The following is an 18,657-nucleotide window of genomic DNA, read 5'->3' as shown; positions in this document are numbered from 1 at the left end:
TGCGATTGCCAAGGGTAAAATAAGGTTTCAGGGCGATTGCCAAATCGACTTGCTAACGGAAAATCAAGGGTTTCCCACTAGGATCTCAAAATAGTCCGGACTATTGTAGTATATCTAAGGTAATTTATTTGTAGGCTGAGCGGGCAATCGTAATTTTAACTGCAAACAAACTAATGATATCAGATACAATGAATTCGATGAATGTGCTGCGCCAAGAGGCGGCGGCGATCGGCATTACTGAGGAAGAAGCCAGAAAATATGGCGACCTCCGACATAAAAGAACTTGGTCTTTGGCGATCGAACATCACCTCTCAATGCAAGATTTTGCCGTTGGCGAAGCCCTCGAAGAGGATCGCATAGAACAATCCTTCACAACTTCCGAACCCGATTCCTCCACCGCACTCAACCACTCTCAGACTGAGGAGTCGAAAGACTATGGTATTCAGCTAACTGCGAACCTAGGCGAATCTAGAGTAACCAAGGAGAATCAAACAGTATCTGTTGCTTCGCCACAACAGCAAGCAGTAGCAATCGGGCGATCGCACACACATTCCGACCAGCGCAGCAACCAAAACCGAGGTTTTAAACAAGTAGTTCAAAATCATATTAAAGCATTAACAATTGCATCCGCCTCCCGCACAAATCTGCCCCATTCACAACTGGGCAATTGGGTTTGCCCTGAGTGTGGGTCGGAGGGCGAATTGGATTGTTACCTTTGCGCCGGAGAAGGCAATGTAGGCGATGTTCCAGCTATTGGGTGGACGCTAGCTTATATGGAAATGTTAGGCTGTTCGGCTCGCGAAATTGAACCATTGAGAAAAAATTCGCCTTCAGTAAATATTCTGGAATTGAATTTAAAAGTTTGTGTGGCTATCAAACAAAGTAGCGAAGTTTTAGCCAGGACGGAGAAATGGGTAATTAGCCATTAGTTAGCTGAAAGCTCAACAAAATTAAGTATTGATTCTAGCTTTTTCAAAGCAACTTCCAAATCGTCATTAACAACTTGGAAATCGAATTCCCCCGCCGCTTCAATTTCCTCTTTAGCACGCAGCAACCGACGGGCGATCGCCGTTTCGGAATCTTGACCCCGAGTCCGCAGGCGCCGTTCCAATTCTTCCCAAGAAGGAGGTAAAATAAAAATTCGCAGCGCCTGTGGAAAATTATTCCTAATTTGCCTAGCCCCTTCCAACTCAATTTCGAGAATTACCCATTTTCCCTCACCAATTCCTTGCTTGAGACCAAAATAAGGAGTACCGTAAAAATTACCGGCAAACTGGGCCCATTCGGCCAACTCTCCAGCCTCAACCATTTGTTCAAAGCGGCTGCGGCTGACAAAATAGTAGTGCTGTCCCTCAATTTCTCCCTCACGGGGCTCACGAGTTGTCACGGATACCGAAAGATACAATTCGGGATGGCGATTGAGGAGCGATCGCACTAAGGTGCCTTTCCCCACACCGCTTGGCCCCGTCAGAACAATTAATTTACCAGATTTCATCTTTAGAATAGAAACGTGTAACAATTTAAGTTTCCGCTTACTTTAGACTGTAAGCGCTCAAATTGCAACTGACCAACCTCAATCATCCCGACCTTGAGCGTCTTTGCTGATCGCAAAACGATTAGCAACCGTTTCCGGCTGAATGGCGGAGAGGATGACGTGACTCGAATCTGTAATAATTACCGCTCTCGTGCGGCGCCCGTAAGTTGCGTCAACCAGTTGTCCCCGCTCCCGCGCATCAGTAATAATCCGCTTAATTGGCGCTGACTCTGGACTGACAATGGCAATCACTCGATTAGCAGACACAATGTTACCAAAACCGATATTAATTAATTGAATATCCATGAAAATCTTAATGTATGGGTGAACGATTGACTATTAATCCTTACTTTTTATCATATAATATACAAAGATTTTTTTTGATAATTATCAAATTAATCCTAACTAAGTTTTTTAGTTTATACCTAAAATTTTTATCCTTTTGACGCCGAGTACCCCGTTCTTTATCAAAAATTTAAAAAAGACTCGCTGTTCCCGCTCTATCTTAAAGATTCGGTAAAACCGTCAATTTTTAGTTGCTAATAAAAGCATTAGCTGTATCGAGAAAACAACCCGTAAATGTTGCGAAATATAAATTTAATTGTCGGGATAGGCAAATTTAAATATAATCAGTGATAAATGACAGTAAATATTCGCAAATCGAAGCCTATACTAACAGTATTGAGACTGATGCTGCTTTGATGAGCTTTCCAACCTAAACTAAAAGCAGCGGGCGAGCGCACTGTTTGCCCGATTTTTCACCACAATATTGGGGATTATCTGCCAAACTACAGATGTTTATTGCATGATGTTCTACAATAAAATGGGTTTGTAGTGACAATTTTAGTCCTATTAATACCAATCAAAAAAGTGTGGCTCTAATTATCAATTTTATAACATAAAAACTTACGCAAAAAGTTGTTTTACTCATGAATTATAGCGTGTTCCAGGTTTATGAAGTGTAGGGACACGGCAATGCCGTGTCCCTACGGGGAACGAACAATCTATTGTGTACTTCATAAACCTCGAATCTGCTGGGTAGCGGTAAGACTTCATGCACACCGCATTCTACACATACAGGATATGTATAAATCTTATTCAACAAAAAACCGGGATTAATGCAGATAAATTCACCCGCATTAATCCCGAGTTATTCCACACTTAATTAAGCTGCAACTAAACCGCTGTGTCTCAACAAAGCTTTAGTGCTCGGTTCGCGTCCCCGGAAAGTTTTAAACACTTCCATCGGGTGCAAACTGCCGCCCAATCCTAACACTGTATCTCGGAAGCGCTTACCTGTAGAGGCGATCGCACTTTCATCTTCCAAACCCGCTTCCTCAAACGCCGCAAAAGCATCAGCGCTGAGCACTTCCGCCCATTTGTAACTGTAATACCCCGCCGCATAGCCACCCGCAAAAATGTGTCCGAAAGCGCACAAAAATGCGTCTTCTTCCAGAGGAGGCAAAACAGTCGTAGTTTTAGCGATACGGTTGCGGACATCGGCCACAGTTTCGCTGCCGCCCGATCGATAGCGGTGGTGCAATTCAATGTCAACGCTGCTAAAATGTACTTGCCTGAGCATGGCGGTGCCGCTCATGTAGTGGCGCGCTGCTAGCAGTTTTTGGTAATAGTGTTCCGGCAAAGTTTCCCCGGTTTCGTAATGCTTTGCCATCCCGAACAAAGTAGCGCGATCGTAACACCAATTTTCCATAAATTGGCTGGGCAATTCCACCGCATCCCACTCAACATTATTGATGCCCGAAGCCCCCGGATAGTCTACCGTTGTCAGCATATGCTGCAAACCGTGACCGAATTCGTGAAACAAAGTTTCGACTTCCCCAAAAGTCATTAAACTCGGTTTGCCGTCAACAGGAGGACTTTGGTTGCACACCAAATAAGCCACCGGCAACCGCGTAGTTGTTTTTCCTGCTTCCACAAATTTAGCGCGCACCACGCAATCGTCCATCCAAGCACCGCCGCGCTTTTCCTCGGGGCGGCTGTAGGGGTCTAAATAGAAATTGGCGATCGTATTTCCTGCTTCATCATCTATTTGGAAATAGCGCACATCTTTGTGCCACACAGGAGTTTGACCGTCCGCCGCAGTTACTGTCACGCCGAACAGCCGTTTTACTAATCCAAATAACCCCTCTAATACCTGTGGCAAAGCAAAATAAGGTCGCAATTCTTCGGCACTAAAAGCAAACTTTTCTTCCCGGCGCCGTTCCGACCAAAAACCAATATCCCAGTGCTTCAAATCTCCAGCTTCCGCCGCGCCTTTTTCGGCAGCAAAAGCTTTCAATTCTTCTAAATCTTTGACAGCAGCACTGTAACTAGCTAAGCGCAATTCTTCTAACAAAGCTTCCACTGCTGCAACGTCGGGAGCCATTTTGCTCGCCAAGCTCAATTCGGCATAACTACTAAACCCGAGCAAAGCAGCTTTTTCCTGGCGCAAAGCTAAAATACGATCGGTCAACGGCCAGTTATTCAATTCTCCGCTACTTGCTCTGCCTATAAAAGCTTTGTACAACTTTTCGCGCAAGTCGCGGCGGGTGCTGTGCTGCATGAAAGGGCCGTAACTCGGAAAGTCTAAAGTGATCCGCCAAGGGCCGTTTTCGGCATCTGCATTTTCTTCGCCGGCGCTGCGAGCGGCTTGAGCTGCTAAACTCAACAAACTCGGCGGCAAACCGTCAATTTCGTCTTTGTTTGTGAGGGTGATGCTGAATGCTTTGGTAGCGTCGAGGACGTGATTGGAAAATTGGGTAGTAATTTCGGCTAATTCTAATTGAATGGCATTAAAACGCTCTTTTTCCTCGCCTTCTAAACCGACGCCGGAAAGTTGAGCGTCTCGGAGAGCGGCTTCGACAATCCGCTTTTGAGCTGACTCTAAGCTGTCCCAATTTTCGCTAGCCCGCAGCGCTTTAAAAGCTTCATAAAGCGGTTTGCTTTGACTGAGCTTGCTCCAAAATTTTACTACTTCCGGCTGCACTGTTTCGTGAGCCGATCGCAGTTCCGGGCTATTTTTCACGCCCATCAAATGTCCGACAATGCTCCAGCTCCAATTTAAACGCTCTCCGAGTCGCTGCAATGGTTCTACTAAGCCGCTCCAAGTCGGCTCTACAGACGATTCTAAGTCAGCTAGCGAGGCTTCTAGTTCGGTCAGCAGTTGGGTAACAGCGGGGACTACGTGTTCTGGTTCGATCGCGTCAAAGGTCGGCAATCCTTGACCGATTAGTAACGGGTTATCAGCAATAGTTACGGTTGCAGTCATTTAATTTTCTTGTAACAGGTTGAAAACAGGTGAACTAGACAGATTAGCTTTTCATTTTGTAACACAGTTGTCGAAAAATTTGGGTTCGATCGGGCGTGAGTCCCAGAATGTCAGAGTCGAAAAATCTTCCTTCTGACTGATGACTAATGAGTGTTCACTAATTATTAATGACTGCTCTCTTGTGTGTGCTGCAACTCCTTGACAACCGAGATTAAGCGCTTGAGGTGAGGTTTGACAACTTCTTGCTGCTCGTGTTCCAAACGGTGAATTTGAGCTTGGACAATAGACAAATCCGTACTCGATTGGTGTGCCGGAGCTTGCAGTTGGCTTTGCAAATTGGCCATGACTTTCTGGATTTCCAAAAATCGAGTATTTACTACTTCCCAGTCGTCTCTGGTGATAGAAGTTTCTGCCAAACCTTGCGTCGCACTTTGCAGTTGCTCTATAGCCTGTTCCACAGCTTGGAGATTCGCCGATTGGCCAACCGATAAATCTTGCAGTTGTTCGCTCACCTGCTGGCGGACATCGAGTACAGCAGACGCCACGATTTCTTGCAAAGAAGCTACCGACTCTCCTAAACTCAGCAACTGCCGCTGGATATCGATCGAATCCTCAAAGCCTTCTGCCCTAGGCATTGCAGCCATTTGCTGGCGCAGCGCTGCAATATCTGCTGACAACTGCTTGCGTAATTTAACAATTACCGTCACCGCCGTTTTTTCGACTTTATTGACAGACTTTTGGACTTGAGCCATTTCCGAATTTTGATGCACCCGCACTTGCTGCTCGAACCGATACCGGTTAGCAACATTCAGCGACAAAGCCAAAGTTAGGGGAGCTACCCCGTAAAAAGCTTGACCGGACACAGCCACCGCCACGGAACCCACACCAGAGGCCGCCAGAGAGGCGTACTCTGCCAGCTCCAGCCAGTGCCTTTGAGGAAAACTTGGTCTCAAGTGGTTTGCAACAGAGGGTTTTGGCTTCCGCACGGCTCTTTGGGTCATAGTATTTGCTCGTTGTTGGTAAGGTTGCGAGATTGGGTGGAGCATCGATTTCTATCCTTTTTTCAGTTATATGTTTTAGATTATTTCTTGGCACTCTTCTATTTTTACCTTTGTGAGTAAGTTAAGGATGACTGACATATTATTATGTATTTGGGAGCCTGTGACGATCGCGCCCAATTCCGGCTGTTAAAAGGTTCGCCCCAACGCGCCCTCTATTTTACAGGAGTTAGCGCCACCGGGTTCGGGCGATCGACAATAGCTGTCCAGGCTAACCGAACAATGCCTAAGACTATTTTAGATTTTGAATTTTAGATTAAAACTTAAAAAAAGGCGACCTACTGAGGGCGATCGTCGTTTGGAGCTTGTCGGGAGTTGCCTTTTTGTTCGCCCATTGGTATAATCTACTCTTTCTCAATTCCCCCTCTCAAATTTACTGCAAAAATTGACCAATGAACTCAGAAAAACCCGGAATTGGCGATCGGCTAAAGTCTATTTTCAGTATCGCCATCTTTATCATTCTCGTACTAGGAGTAGGATTTTTAAGCGTGAATTTTATTTCAGCTCTCTATGCAAAATTTTCTTAAAATTAGGACTTAAGCATGAGGTTCATAAACCTAGTTTTTTTACAAAAATACTTCGTCGCAGCCAGCAGAATCGGTAAAGAACCAGGTTTCTTTGGTATTTATGCGTCCAGTATAATTTGGGTTATAACCCTTTGATATATTGTTTCAGTACAGGTGGCAAAGTGTAAAGACTTTCCTGTTTTTCGAGCAAACAGCGCCGCGATAGAGATTGCAATGCGTTTAGCAAATCTGATGATGATATTTGTCCGTTTTGTAGCAATTTTGCGAATTTGACTGGCTGGTTTTCTGTCCCCAACAAGGACATGACTTGTTTTTCTAGTTCGGAAGTGCGATCGTACTGCTGCTGTAAAAAAAATTTCAAATCTTCGGGTAACAATAGGGTATCATCTATTAATAAGTCAGTCACACCTATTCCCAACTATTGAATCAGACTCGCCACGCTTTTTAACCATAAGGGATTGCCTTGGTAGCGGTGAATGAGCGCTTCGCAGTTATCAATTTCTGTTAATCCTTTATCTCGGAGAATTTAGGCGTTGCTGATTCACGGTATGAATCAACTTTTGGCTTGATGTTACAAAACTCACCCTCAAGGGGGCTGATAGCAATTGGGAAATCTGAATTCCTAGCTGTATTCAGCAACGCCAAAATCCCATCTCTTTTTCTCATCACAATCTTATCCATAGCCCCCCTTCCACTGCGACGATTGTACCGAGAGCGATCGCCCATCACGCATCAAGAGCGATCGCCCGTCACACCAAATACCAAACACTGGGATGATTGTACCGAGATAGACGCCCTTCACACCAAGTACCAAGTCGATGTCTGCGGTACAATCAAGGTAAAACTTATGATTAATCTTTCAAAAATTAACACAATCAACTGACTGCTGACTCACTAATGCAAAAACTTGCGAACTTGATATTCGCGACTTTCGGCGATCGCAATTTGCAAATCGCCCATTTTGGCATCCAACTCCTCGATTGTGCTTTGTGGCACCGACTTCCACTTCTCCCTAGTTTCCCAGCGAATCAACATCACCACTTCATTTTCCACCGGATCTACCCAAATTTCTTTGCCTAAAAAACCGTCCAAACTTTTTAGTCCCTCCGTCCAAACTTCCTGATCTCGCTGAATAAACTTCTCCCACTTTTCTTGAGGTACTTTAAATTTGAGCCACTCAATTACCATCTTATTTCCTATTTGTAAATAGCTAATTAATCGTTGCAGATCGCAATTTTAATTATCAACTCCGTTCCCTCTCCCGGACGCGAAACACAGCGCAACTCACCGCCGTGCTTTTCTACTACTAAGTGCTGGGATATTGCTAGACCCAAACCTGTGCTCGTGTCTGGACATTTAGTGGTAAACAAAGGGTCAAAGATGCAGTCGAGGACTTCTTCAGTCATGCCAGGGCCATTGTCACTAATGGCGATCGCAACTTCGTTTTCCCCTACCACAAAAGTCCGAATCCGAATTTCCGGATTGAATACTTCAGCTCTCGCTCGGCCTGCTGACAAAGACTGACTTTGCATTTTACCATACTTTTCGGCATTTCTCCCCCCTTCTTCCAAAGCGTCGATCGCATTTGTCAACAAGTGCATGAACACTTGGTTTAAGTGTCCCGCATAGCAGTGAACTCGCGGCAAATCCCCGTACTCTTTAACTAGAGAAATCCCCGGCCGTCCCCCTTTAGCTTGCAGGCGATTTTGCAAGATCAGCAAAGTGCTGTCCAAACCCTCGTGGATATCAGCAGGCTTCATTTGGGCTTCGTCGGTACGCGAGAACAAGCGGAGCGATCGCACGACATCGCGAATCCTTTCGGAACCGATTTTCATTGAATTTAGCAGTTTTGGCAAGTCTTTTTTGATGAAGTCTAAGTCTAATTCTTCCATCAAGTCTTGAATTTCCGGCACGGGATGGGGATAATATTTTTGGTAAAGGTCGATCGATCGCAGCAGTTCTTGAATGTAGCCAGTGGCGTGGCTGACGTTGCCAGAAATAAAACTAACTGGATTGTTAATTTCGTGCGCTATTCCTGCTACCAACTGCCCCAGAGATGACATCTTTTCTGTTTGAATCAGTTGAGTTTGAGTTTGCTGCAAAATTAACAGCGTCTGCTCTAATTTAGCCGCTTGTTGTCGCAGGCGTTCTTCGGATTCTTGCAAAGCTAAAAGAGACTGTTTACTTTCTGTAATATCCAATCCCACAAATACCGCCGCCGTATTGTTATGGTATTTTTGAGCCACTATTAGATAAGTTTTATTTTCTCCTCGGATGCTCGCTGTTACTTCTTGAGATGTTTTCTTTTTAGGGTTCGCAAAGAAATCGTATACTAAATCGTTAAATTTGGGACTTGTCTCTAAAAAACCTACTTTTTGACCGATAAATATTTCTGCCGGCATTTTGTAAGCGCTAGCTAAATGTCGGTTTACTCCCAAATAGCGCAAATCTGAACTTACCCAAGAAACCAATCCGGGCACCGCGTCCAAAACGGCTTGAAGTTGCTCTTTTGCCTCTACGAGCGCTGATTCTGCTGCCAGGCGAGCGGAAATGTCGCGGGCGATAGCGCAGCGGTATTCGCAGCCACCGTATTCTAAATAATTGACTTTAACTTCGACGGAAAAACTGGCCCCGTTTTTGGTTTTGTAACTGGTTTCAAAAGTAAGGTTGGTTTGCTCCTTGAGTTGAACCCAGTGTTCTCGCCAATCCGATGCTGGCAACTGCGAATCGATGTCGCTAACCCTCATATTTAGCAGTTCCGATTCCGAGTAGCCGAAAAGATGGCAAGCGGCTTTGTTCGCGTAGCAAATTTGACCGTCGGAGGTAGTAAAAAAGATTGTATCAGAAGCATTTTCGAGGGCAATTTGAGTTAGTTGCGGTATTGTTTCTAACTGCTTGCTTTTGACCTCGGACTGAAATTTATTAGAGCAATTAGTTTGAGCGGGAGCCTCAGCGATCTTAGATGCAAACAACATCAAACCGCCGATCGCACCTTCGTTATTTTTCCAAGGCTGAAATACCCATCTTACCGACTCGCTGACAGAGCCGCTTGCGATTTTTCCTGATACAGATGCGATCGATCGCCCTGCCACAAACTCGCTGTATTCCAAAACACCCGCCAAACAAGCCTGGGCATTTTGCTCCCAATATTCCGGAAGATTCGGGAACAGTTCCCAATGAGATCGGCCGATCACCTCCCCGCGGCCCATCCCGGAATCTGTTTCCCAGCGACGGGAAACCGACAGATAGCGCATTTCACAATCTACCATTGCCACGGCGTCGGCGGAGCGCTCAACAAACCGCCGAAATCTGTCTTTACTCTCGGACACGGCTGCCTCTGCGGGTTGTTGGGCGATCGGGACATTCCCGTCAACGTACCTTCCCAGTCCCTGACTTTTTTGCTGAACTGGCTTAGTTTGCACGGTTTGGGATTTCCTCCATAGCTGTCAAGTTTGAAAAACTCTGTTTTACACCAAAAATGCTGTTTTCCCCTGATTTGCTCTCTCGGACAATACCCTTAGAGGGTATCACCCATCATTGATATCATTTTTGATGGGGATATGTCTATAGGCATTGCTATCAACTTAAGGCTAAAGGTAGTGCCAGCCTGCTGTGTGACGATGAGGCACAGATCGCGCCTGCGTCTCCGAAATAGTCGGAGGCGACTGGAGTGAACTCTTGTCTCCCCCGACTATTCCGGGGCCCAAGAGGGCAGCGAGACTAGGCAAAAAATGAGAGAGACAAGGGTTTTAAGCGATTGTTTACAGCAATGATCTGTAGGTCTTCAAGAAATTTTCCCCACACTTTGAGAGTCAGAAAATTTCCTGGTGATTTTTCGGTATTTTAGACAAGTTCCCAAAAGAATGCAACTGTCGGCCCGGGATCCAAACCTTGAGCTTCATCACTCATTCCTAATTCTTTAATTGAAAATCCCACATTGAACATGGTATGAGATCGTGTAGCTAGTGCGATCGCCAGATAGGTTGAGAATGCAAGAGAGCGCTCAAACAAATTTGTGCGTAAATTCACTGGTAAAATCCACTCTTCCTTTCCGCAACATTGCAGGATCCAATCTTTCAGTGGTGTTGCAAGTCATCAAAACTACGAGTTTTTGCTGAAATTGAATGCCGTGTTCGTCGATGACGCTTTGATACAAAGTTCCATCCAGCAAACTCAAAATATGTTCAGTTTTGTTAGTGCGTTGGGCCTCGGCAGTCGATCGATTTTGAGCCAAATTATCAGCCTCATTGATAATAATACAAATCCGCTCTAAATAACTCGGTGGCACAAAATTTTCCACAGCATCGTGGTCTAAGATAAAAATCACATAACCCAGCGGCACTAAAATTTCCTTTGCTACCGCTTGCGTCCAAGCAGTTTTTCCCGTCCCCGGTTCGCCACTAACCAAAACAGCCAACTGATTTTGATCTAAAATTGCCTGCTGAACTGTATCGGTAAAACTTTGAACTTCCGCAGAAAAGGTGCGAATTGGGAACTGGCTGTGAACCTGTCCGACGCGGCTTTTGTACCCTCCCAGAATCACTGCTAAATTATAAGTTGCCTTGCTAACGAGCGGCGCAATATCTTGGCAAATTAGAGTGTAGCAGCGTCTTCCCCTGTCGTAGCTGTCAATTTGCAGCCAGCAGCCGAATCGAGCCCAAGAAGCATAAACAGTACCCAAAACTTCTAAGCGTTCCCAGCTAACAAACCGCTCCGGGGGATAAGAAAAATGTCGCTCCATAAAAAACTGGGTAATTGCATCCGGTTTTCCGAGCAAATCCAGAACTTTGAAAACAGTAATCTCTTGGAGTTTGTTGAGAACGTAGTCGATGGGAATACTAGCGCGGCTGACCAATTGCACCACAGGCGTTTCGGTAACTAAAACGTCTTTGTAGCGGTAATCCGGGTAAACTGGCTGCGGAGTAATGTAATCCCAAAACTCATCAATTTCGTAGCGAGTATTTTCGGAAAATACATTTAAAATATTTGCCCACCAAGTATATTGGTGTCGTCCCATTGCATCGGCAATGTCGCTAGCTGCGCCTAAAGTTTTTTGAGCTAGTTCTAAGGGGTCGGTAGACGCTAAATGTACCAGGTGCTCCCAATCAAATTGACGGTAAAAAGGTCGCCAACCAGAGCCTAGCAGACCTCTATTGGAAGAATTGTTTTGATGAAAATTGTTTTCGCGATCGCCCATGTTTTCCGCACTCATTTGGCAAAAATCCTACTTACTCTTATTTTACATTTTTTGTCGTACACCTTCTACAAAATACGGGAAAATAATCAAATTATTTTGAGATAAGTGGCTGGCACAAAATCTACTAACCAAACTTTGTTTTCCGAGCAGTAAAATGTATGGCCGTCACGTTGCATTGCTGCGGCATCTACAGTAAAGACTGCCGGGATGCCGTGTCTTGCGCCTACTTGGCGCGCCGTCTGGATATTCACGGACAAATGAACGTGATGCCGCGACATTTTCCTAATTCCTTGACTGAGAATTGACTCGACGGCAGCGCTACCTGTTCCGTTATATAAAATATTTGGGGGAACAGCGGGTTCTAACTGTAAGTCAACCTCGATGCTGTGTCCTTGGTTGGCACGAATTAGAGTGCCTGCGGAGTTAAATGAAAAGCGCTGCTTGTCGTTTTGCGCGACTACTTCCTTGAGTTCTGCAAGCTGAACAGGAAAGTTATTTTTTTGGCACGCATCGAGGAGATCGCTAACAGGAACCCAGCCACCTGGAGCCAGTTCGATGCCGATGCGCGAGGGCGCGTGACGCAGGTGTTTGCTGAGATATCTGCTGATTTTTACTAATCGAGAATCGTTCATAATTTTACTTGATTTATTTAGCTTTTAAATCACTTTTTACAAAATGTCAGTAGCGGGTTATATCGTTGATTGGAGGCAGGTTTATTGAATCTGTTTGCAATGCCGTAGGGCGCTTTAGGGAACCCGCATTTACAGGTTTTTGGGGAACGATTTTCGGATATAAAAATGGTATTGCGCGCGAATTATAGCGGTGATATGCGCTCTTAAGCACCTAGAGAAATAGGTTCTGCATCCGTGAATAAAAAAGTGTTACTAGTGCCATTTGTGACGAGATTTATATTTTGATAATTATGAAAAACTTTGCCTTCTGCCGAATGCTTTCTACCTGGGGATAACTCCGCCAAAAATAGCAAAATTTAGATAGCGCCAGTGACATCCTGCGTCTGCAAAACCAGCTTCTGCAAGCCACTTTGTCTGCTCTTCCACAGAGGATGGAATATCTTCTTCTCGATATTTTTTAAACCAGGCTGCATCGTCTTCTCCGTTAGCTTTCATGTACTGCCGCCACAACTGTTCGTATTGCTCAGTCAGCCGGGGAGTAGCACCTGTCACAATATCTCGAATTAGCAAGATCCCCCCTGGATTCAGCGAGTGGAAAAGTTTGTGAAATAGCTGTTGTTTACCTGCGCTGTCGAGGTGGTGGATTGCCAACCCAGAAACTACCAAATCGTAACCGCTACCGAAATCATCTTCTGCAAAGTTTCCTTGCTGCAAGGTCAGCCGTTCTCGGAAAGCGCACAAGTTTGTTTGGCAAATTTTCAGCATATTTTCGGCGATGTCAAAGGCTAGGACATTTGCTTGAGGAAATGCTGACAAAATTATTGCCGACAGTATGCCTGTCCCCGCGCCTAAATCCAGCACTTTTATGTTAGCATTAGTTTCAGAAGTGATTAACTGCAATATTACATCGTGTTGCTCGCCATAGCGCGGAATGAGGCGTGGAATTAAACCGTCATAATCAAAGGCTATTTGTTCAAATTGCTCGCGTACAGCGTCTAAATTCACAGAAAATCTTCCTCAAATTGTTAATAGTTGAGTGCGTCAATAGTGCGTCAATGCAGTTGGGCGGTTCTCTTATCTCACTGTATATTACATTTATAATACAAATAATCTACAGACCTGTCAAGATGTAGAATAAAATAATTTAAAAGAAGTTACGGACGATCGCCAGATAGGGACTTAGCGTACCCCAACCCGCCCCTGATTTGGGAAGTTTCTAGCCCTGCACATATTGTCTTTCTGTGCAGATGAGACAGAATGCCACAGACCCAAAAGCCAGCCGAATACGAGACTTTGTGCCAGCTACCTGGAGTAATTGTGAGACAAAAGTTGACGCTTATGATACCCGTTTCAAACAATAATGCAACTTTAGGTGCGTGCTCCCTACCCTAAATTTGTCAGTAATTTCACATAGTAATATATAAAATATAAAATATAAAAGGGAATTAGCAAGGAGCCGACGATCGGCTAGATATGAAAAAATCAGTCCTCAGATTGACAAACTTTAGCCAACTATAAACAAAAATTGAGTTGACTCCCGAGTGGATGTGGTACCTGCCAATTTTTCCGGAAGATAAAGAGATGCAAAGTATTGCACCCGCAGGCGCGGGAAAGAAAATTGTGATAATGAATCAGGATGCGAGTAGATTAGGTGTCAGCCGTCAGGGGAAGATAGAAACAATGGAAATCCAACAACGGAGTAAGGATAAGCCCGATCGCCAGCAACAAAAAGCGTCCGATCGGCTCGATCAATTTTCTACGACAAAAGAAGTAGATTCGTCGCTACAAGAATGTTTAGATTTTAAAATAGCGATCGACCGATCGGCAATTGCGATGAGGACTGACGCGCGAGGAATTATCAACTACGTCAGCGATCGACTTTGCTGCATCTCCAACTATTCCCGCGCTGAACTAATCGGCAGCCACTTTGGCATCCTCCATTCGGAATATAAATCTTCGAGATCAATCAAAAATTTGCTGTCAACGGTTGCCAAAGGTGAAGTTTGGCAAGGAGACATTCAGAATAAAGCTAAGAATGGAACTGATTATTGGGTGTACGCAGCAGTAGTTCCACTGTTGGAGGGCAAGGGAAAACCCTGTCAGTATTTGGCGATCGGATTCGACATCACCGCTCGCAAAGCCGTTGAAGCCGCCCAAGCCGAAGCCAACCGGGCAAAAGACGAATTTCTGGCGATCGCCTCCCACGAACTGCGATCGCCCCTGAGCGCGATTTTGGGATGGGCGCAGCTAGCCCGATCGCGCAATTTAAACGAAGCCACCACCAGGCGCGCTTTGGAAATCATCGAGCGCAACGCCAAATTACAAAACCGACAAATAGACAATCTCCTCGACCTCTCGCGCTTGCTGCGAGGGAAAGTGTGCCTCAACATCGGCCAAGTTCACCTCCCGTCTATCATAGAATCGGCGATCGACACTCTGCGTCCCGCCGCCGATGCCAAAAACCTCCGCTTAGAAACACATTTCGACCCCGCGGTCACCTACGTTTTGGCAGATGCAGAACGATTGCAGCAAGTAGTCTGGAACCTTCTTGCAAACGCCATAAAATTCACCCCAGAATCGACACCATACCCAGTGCAAGTGTTGATCGAGCCTACTCAGTCAGGGGTCTTGATTCGGGTCAGCGACAGCGGTTGCGGCATCGACCCCAAATTTCTGCCACACATCTTTGACTACTTCCGCCCTGCAGACAGCTTCCAGAATAAGGAACAAAATCGGCTGGGGGTGGGGCTGTCAATTGTGCGGCAGTTGGTGGAACTGCACGGGGGAACTGTTTGGGCTTCGAGTCCCGGCCTCGGTCAGGGGGCAACCTTTGGGGTGCTGCTACCGAGCGCCAACAAAAATGCACCCGACGATCGCACTGCTGCGATCGCCCAAAGGGAAAGCAGACCCGGATCGGTTTCCAGACCCCTAGCGGGAAAACAAGTCCTGGTGGTCGAAAGCAGCGCCGAGATCCGCCAATTTCTCAAAACAGGCCTCGAAGCATTTGGAGCCAAGGTAACAGCGGTGGGTAGCGCCTGCGAAGCGATGGCGGAGTTGCAACAGTCGCGACCCGACGTGTTGGTGAGCGATATGACGGTATCGGGAGCCGACGGCTGCGATTTGATCCGCCGCATCAGAGCAATGGAAATGTCCGAACACAGGCAACTGCTGCCGGCAGTGGCGCTGACGGGAGGCATCGAGGAAGAAGATTCGGCATCGGCGCTGGAGGCAGGGTTTCAGAGGCATTTGTCGAAGCCGGTGGAAGCGAATCAGTTGGTGAGCGCGATCGCCCAATTGGCTGGACTGACTGGATTCGGCTCCGGAGAGTGGGGATCGGGAAATATTCGGGCAACCACACCCCATGTCCTGCTACCGGAACCTAACAGTTTGGACGACAAAAATTATCTGGAACATTTAACAAGTGACAGCAGAGAATTACCGCTGTTGCTAGTAGTAGAAGACAACAATTTTCTGCTGGCTTACCTCCAAACTTTATTAACTCCGTACTATCGAGTCGCCGTGGCGAGGGACGGGGTTGAAGGTTTAGAAAAAGCCAAAAGTTTGCAGCCAAATTTGATTGTTAGCGACCAAATCATGCCCAGACAAAACGGACTGGATTTGCTCAAGGAGATTCGGAACACGCCAGAATTGAAATCTACTCCGGTAATATTTTTGACAGCGCGATCGGGGATGGAAGCTCGAATCGAAAGTTTGGATGCGGGTGCTGACGATTATATTTCAAAGCCTTTTGACGAGAGGGAATTGCTCGCTAGGGTGAGAAATTTGTTGCGATCGCACTCAGCCGAACAGCAGTTGGCGGAGCTCAACCGTCAGTTGCAGCAGCAGAAACAGCAGTTAGAAACAGTGAATCGAGCCTTGCAGTATTTGGCAAATTATGACAGTTTGACTGAGGTAAGAAACCGCCACTCTTTTAATGAATACCTCGATACGGAATGGCGGCGTTTGGCAAGGGAAGAAGCACCGCTGTCTTTGATTATGTGCGACATTGATTATTTCAAACTTTACAACGACACTTACGGTCACCAAGCGGGGGATGAATGTTTGCGGCAAGTGGCGGCAGTGATCCAGCATTCGGTCAAGCGAGCGGCAGATTTAGTAGCGCGTTACGGTGGAGAAGAATTTGTAGTAGTTTTGCCGAATACGGATATTGAAGGTGCCACTTGCGTAGCTGAAATGATCGCACAACAGGTGCGGGGTTTGCACATAGCTCACGCTAAGTCTGCTGTCAGCGAATACGTGACGCTGAGTTTGGGTGTAGCTTGCTGCATTCCGGCGCCGATGTCGCATCCGGGGGCGCTAATTGCGATCGCCGATGAGTCGCTTTATCGGGCGAAAGAAGCAGGGCGCGATCGAGTTTCGGTTGCCGCATTTGAAGGATAATATAATAGTTAAATAAAATTGTATGGTGTGTCAGAGAGCGCTAGTTTCGATTTAAACAGGTTTTTTGGTCGGACGCACCATACAAATGTGCTTGCAAAATTGTGCGAATTAAAATTGCTATAAAATAGTTAAATGAGGTCGTGCCATGACAGCAACATTAGACAAACAAAAAGACCAGCGCCTAATTCATTCCGGGATAGATTGGGAACAATTAAAGCTAATCGAGCAGGGGTTTTCTGATTCCCGCGGTATCCGACTTTTTTATTTCAAAGGTGAGGTAGAAATCTTGGCAGTTTCGCAAGAACATGAATCTTTCAGCAGGACGATCGCAGGTTTGCTGATAGACTACTTTGTTGAAAAAGACATTGAGTTTAACCCGTTGGGTAGCTTTACCCAAGAGAAGGAACAGGAAGTCTCAGTACAAGCTGATGAATCTTTTTTAATTGGCAAGTCAACAGGTATTACCCCCGATGTTGCCATCAAAGTAGTGTTTAGCAGTGGGGAAGAAAGCAAATTGAATCGCTACCAAGCCTTGGGAGTACCCGAAGTTTGGTTTTGGGAGGATGGAGTATTTAGCCTGTATCATTTGCGATCGCACGGATATGAAAAAATTGACCAAAGCGAAGTTCTGCCCGGTTTAGACATAAACCTACTGTCTCGCTGCTTGCTGATAGCTTCTAGGGTTGAAGCCGTTAAGGAGTTTCGGCGCGGGATTACTCCGGTATAGAGAAAAAGTGGAATTTGGTTTGTGGTTCTTGACAGCTGTGTATTACAAATGTAGTATAAGATTGCGGTAGAAAAGCTCGATCGACCGACACCAGAAAACAAAATTTAGAAAAAACCTATGCAACCCATCCGACAAGGCGACGTAATTCTCACTCCCGTACCGAAAATCGAAGGAGAAAAAAAACCTCACCTAACTCTGGCTGAAGGTGAAGTCACCGGACATTCTCACCAGATTATTGAGGGACAAGCTGAACTCTACGAAAAAGACGGCACTCTGTACTTGCGGGTGCTTTCACCGACAGCTTTATTGAGTCACGAAGAACACCATGCGATCGCAATTCCCGAAGGTAATTGGATGGTGCGAATTCAGCGCGAATACGAACCGCAAGGTTGGAGGTATGTCGCAGACTAAGGTTAAAAAATTAACGCCTGAACAAGCTGCGGAAACAATTAAATCGGCTTAAAGTGCGATCGGCAAAAAAGCACCGGAAATCATTTGGCAGTCTGTTAGATTTTTGGATTTCGGTTTTTAATTGAACTCATTCCTACGGCAGAAATTGGATTGTTTTTAAATCCCTTGTGCAGGATTGCGACTGGATTTATCCCTATGAAAAAGTTTGCATTATCTGTGAAAAGCCGATCGCACTTTCCGCAGACAGCAACTACCGCTTGCACGCCGAAGGAACACCAGCGGTACAATTTGCCGACGGTGTTTCGATTTACGCCTATCACGGCGTGATTTTGCCCGAATGGTACGGTAGGCTGCACCCGCACCAGTGGCAGTCTAAGTGGGTATTGAAGGAACAGAATGCAGAAGTTCGGCGCGCGTTAACTCAGGGAATTACTTACGATCGCATTTGTCAAGAATTAGAGGTGACAGAATTAGATAGTTGGCAGGAATACACTTTATTAAGCATCGAGTTTGACGATGATTTTGATGACGAGGGTAATGCAAAGCCAGTTTATTTGTTAAAAATGACTTGTCCAAGTACGGGACACATTCACGCTTTGCGAGTGCCGCCCGATCTAGAATCAGCTCAAGAAGCAATTCGCTGGGTAAATTGGGATATTGACCCAAAGGAGTTTTCCGTGCCAACCTGAGTAATACAAATTTAAAAAAGTGTTGCTACAATCATTAGTCTTATACCAATTGTTAAAAGTCACAGAACCCCGCCCCGGACTTAGGCTAAACCGTTTCCACAGCCGATATCTGTACCTCAGTCAACTGAAAACCGCTATATTCCTCTTCTGTCACTCTAGGCAGAGTATAATAGGACAAAATCTCTCAAACCTGAGCTGGGTCTATGGTTAAGC

The 18,657-nt window shown here is 45.7% G+C and carries 17 protein-coding genes; 7 read left to right on the top strand and 10 right to left on the bottom strand.

The genetic code is table 11. From position 1 onward, the window contains the following. Window positions 1–173 precede the first annotated feature (173 nt). Complete coding sequence (locus tag QUA45_RS19710; protein WP_333098293.1) at window positions 174–929, top strand: hypothetical protein; 756 nt, start codon at window positions 174–176, stop codon at window positions 927–929. Here the strand turns inward: QUA45_RS19710 and gmk are convergent. From gmk to QUA45_RS19690, 4 genes are all read right to left on the bottom strand, one after another. Then, complete coding sequence (gmk, locus tag QUA45_RS19705) at window positions 926–1,495, bottom strand: guanylate kinase (RefSeq protein ID WP_333098291.1); 570 nt, start codon at window positions 1,493–1,495, stop codon at window positions 926–928. The two genes, QUA45_RS19710 and gmk, sit on opposite strands and share 4 nt — an antisense overlap. 78 nt (window positions 1,496–1,573) lie before the next feature. Continuing rightward, window positions 1,574–1,840, bottom strand: a complete 267-nt coding sequence (remA, locus tag QUA45_RS19700) for an extracellular matrix/biofilm regulator RemA (RefSeq protein WP_333098289.1) — start codon at window positions 1,838–1,840, stop codon at window positions 1,574–1,576. A gap of 859 nt (window positions 1,841–2,699) precedes the next feature. Beyond that, complete coding sequence (locus tag QUA45_RS19695) at window positions 2,700–4,802, bottom strand: M3 family metallopeptidase (protein ID WP_333098287.1); 2,103 nt, start codon at window positions 4,800–4,802, stop codon at window positions 2,700–2,702. 164 nt (window positions 4,803–4,966) lie between these two features. Next, a complete protein-coding gene (locus QUA45_RS19690; RefSeq protein ID WP_333098285.1) occupies window positions 4,967–5,803 on the bottom strand; it encodes a hypothetical protein in 837 nt (278 codons plus the stop codon). Between the two features lie 144 nt (window positions 5,804–5,947). On the opposite strand from QUA45_RS19690, the gene QUA45_RS19685 reads away from it, so the two are divergent. Then, window positions 5,948–6,115 carry a hypothetical protein gene (locus QUA45_RS19685; protein WP_333098284.1) on the top strand — a complete coding sequence of 56 codons (168 nt, stop codon included), beginning with the start codon at window positions 5,948–5,950 and terminating at the stop codon, window positions 6,113–6,115. A gap of 393 nt (window positions 6,116–6,508) precedes the next feature. On the opposite strand, the gene QUA45_RS19680 is transcribed toward QUA45_RS19685, so the two are convergent. Beyond that, window positions 6,509–6,793 carry a hypothetical protein gene (locus QUA45_RS19680; RefSeq protein ID WP_333098281.1) on the bottom strand — a complete coding sequence of 95 codons (285 nt, stop codon included), beginning with the start codon at window positions 6,791–6,793 and terminating at the stop codon, window positions 6,509–6,511. 162 nt (window positions 6,794–6,955) lie between these two features. On the opposite strand from QUA45_RS19680, the gene QUA45_RS19675 reads away from it, so the two are divergent. Continuing rightward, window positions 6,956–7,270 carry a hypothetical protein gene (locus tag QUA45_RS19675; RefSeq protein WP_333098280.1) on the top strand — a complete coding sequence of 105 codons (315 nt, stop codon included), beginning with the start codon at window positions 6,956–6,958 and terminating at the stop codon, window positions 7,268–7,270. An 11-nt stretch (window positions 7,271–7,281) separates the two neighbouring features. On the opposite strand, the gene QUA45_RS19670 is transcribed toward QUA45_RS19675, so the two are convergent. The 5 genes from QUA45_RS19670 to QUA45_RS19650 all read right to left on the bottom strand — a co-directional run bounded on the left by QUA45_RS19670 (window position 7,282) and on the right by QUA45_RS19650 (window position 13,221). Continuing rightward, window positions 7,282–7,575, bottom strand: coding sequence for a TIGR03792 family protein (locus QUA45_RS19670; protein ID WP_333098279.1), 294 nt, complete (start codon window positions 7,573–7,575; stop codon window positions 7,282–7,284). A 26-nt stretch (window positions 7,576–7,601) separates the two neighbouring features. Further along, window positions 7,602–9,809, bottom strand: a complete 2,208-nt coding sequence (locus QUA45_RS19665) for a PAS domain S-box protein (protein WP_333098277.1) — start codon at window positions 9,807–9,809, stop codon at window positions 7,602–7,604. Between the two features lie 581 nt (window positions 9,810–10,390). Next, window positions 10,391–11,599, bottom strand: a complete 1,209-nt coding sequence (locus QUA45_RS19660) for an AAA family ATPase (protein ID WP_333098275.1) — start codon at window positions 11,597–11,599, stop codon at window positions 10,391–10,393. Between the two features lie 71 nt (window positions 11,600–11,670). Continuing rightward, entirely contained in the window at window positions 11,671–12,216 is a 546-nt protein-coding gene (locus QUA45_RS19655) for an RNA 2'-phosphotransferase (protein WP_333098274.1), read from the bottom strand. 321 nt (window positions 12,217–12,537) lie between these two features. Beyond that, window positions 12,538–13,221, bottom strand: coding sequence for a methyltransferase domain-containing protein (locus QUA45_RS19650; RefSeq protein WP_333098272.1), 684 nt, complete (start codon window positions 13,219–13,221; stop codon window positions 12,538–12,540). 576 nt (window positions 13,222–13,797) lie between these two features. Between QUA45_RS19650 and QUA45_RS19645 the strand changes: the two genes are divergently transcribed. The 4 genes from QUA45_RS19645 to QUA45_RS19630 all read left to right on the top strand — a co-directional run bounded on the left by QUA45_RS19645 (window position 13,798) and on the right by QUA45_RS19630 (window position 18,444). Continuing rightward, window positions 13,798–16,617 (top strand): diguanylate cyclase, encoded by a 2,820-nt coding sequence (locus tag QUA45_RS19645; protein WP_333221909.1) that lies wholly within the window; start codon window positions 13,798–13,800, stop codon window positions 16,615–16,617. Between the two features lie 145 nt (window positions 16,618–16,762). After that, the gene (locus QUA45_RS19640) at window positions 16,763–17,344 is read left to right on the top strand and encodes a Uma2 family endonuclease (RefSeq protein WP_333098268.1); all 582 of its coding nucleotides are present in this window, start codon (window positions 16,763–16,765) and stop codon (window positions 17,342–17,344) included. A 117-nt stretch (window positions 17,345–17,461) separates the two neighbouring features. Further along, on the top strand, window positions 17,462–17,755 hold the full coding sequence (locus QUA45_RS19635) for a hypothetical protein (RefSeq protein WP_006632553.1): 294 nt from the start codon (window positions 17,462–17,464) through the stop codon (window positions 17,753–17,755). Between the two features lie 167 nt (window positions 17,756–17,922). Continuing rightward, complete coding sequence (locus QUA45_RS19630) at window positions 17,923–18,444, top strand: DUF6745 domain-containing protein (RefSeq protein ID WP_333098266.1); 522 nt, start codon at window positions 17,923–17,925, stop codon at window positions 18,442–18,444. Window positions 18,445–18,657: the final 213 nt, after the last annotated feature.

The sequence above is a fragment of the Microcoleus sp. Pol12A5 genome (assembly GCF_036701435.1).
In the GTDB taxonomy this organism is placed as follows: Bacteria; Cyanobacteriota; Cyanobacteriia; order Cyanobacteriales; family Microcoleaceae; genus Microcoleus.
Note: the sequence above shows the minus strand (reverse complement) of the source record. Positions and strands in the feature narration are given on the sequence as shown.

Bases quoted from the DNA above. Each gene is read 5' to 3' on its own strand.
- QUA45_RS19710 (WP_333098293.1), top strand. From the start codon at position 174: ATGATATCAGATACAATGAATTCGATGAATGTGCTGCGCCAAGAGGCG.
- gmk (WP_333098291.1), bottom strand. From the start codon at position 1,495: ATGAAATCTGGTAAATTAATTGTTCTGACGGGGCCAAGCGGTGTGGGG.
- remA (WP_333098289.1), bottom strand. From the start codon at position 1,840: ATGGATATTCAATTAATTAATATCGGTTTTGGTAACATTGTGTCTGCT.
- QUA45_RS19695 (WP_333098287.1), bottom strand. From the start codon at position 4,802: ATGACTGCAACCGTAACTATTGCTGATAACCCGTTACTAATCGGTCAA.
- QUA45_RS19690 (WP_333098285.1), bottom strand. From the start codon at position 5,803: ATGACCCAAAGAGCCGTGCGGAAGCCAAAACCCTCTGTTGCAAACCAC.
- QUA45_RS19685 (WP_333098284.1), top strand. From the start codon at position 5,948: ATGTATTTGGGAGCCTGTGACGATCGCGCCCAATTCCGGCTGTTAAAA.
- QUA45_RS19675 (WP_333098280.1), top strand. From the start codon at position 6,956: ATGTTACAAAACTCACCCTCAAGGGGGCTGATAGCAATTGGGAAATCT.
- QUA45_RS19670 (WP_333098279.1), bottom strand. From the start codon at position 7,575: ATGGTAATTGAGTGGCTCAAATTTAAAGTACCTCAAGAAAAGTGGGAG.
- QUA45_RS19660 (WP_333098275.1), bottom strand. From the start codon at position 11,599: ATGAGTGCGGAAAACATGGGCGATCGCGAAAACAATTTTCATCAAAAC.
- QUA45_RS19655 (WP_333098274.1), bottom strand. From the start codon at position 12,216: ATGAACGATTCTCGATTAGTAAAAATCAGCAGATATCTCAGCAAACAC.
- QUA45_RS19645 (WP_333221909.1), top strand. From the start codon at position 13,798: ATGCAAAGTATTGCACCCGCAGGCGCGGGAAAGAAAATTGTGATAATG.
- QUA45_RS19640 (WP_333098268.1), top strand. From the start codon at position 16,763: ATGACAGCAACATTAGACAAACAAAAAGACCAGCGCCTAATTCATTCC.
- QUA45_RS19635 (WP_006632553.1), top strand. From the start codon at position 17,462: ATGCAACCCATCCGACAAGGCGACGTAATTCTCACTCCCGTACCGAAA.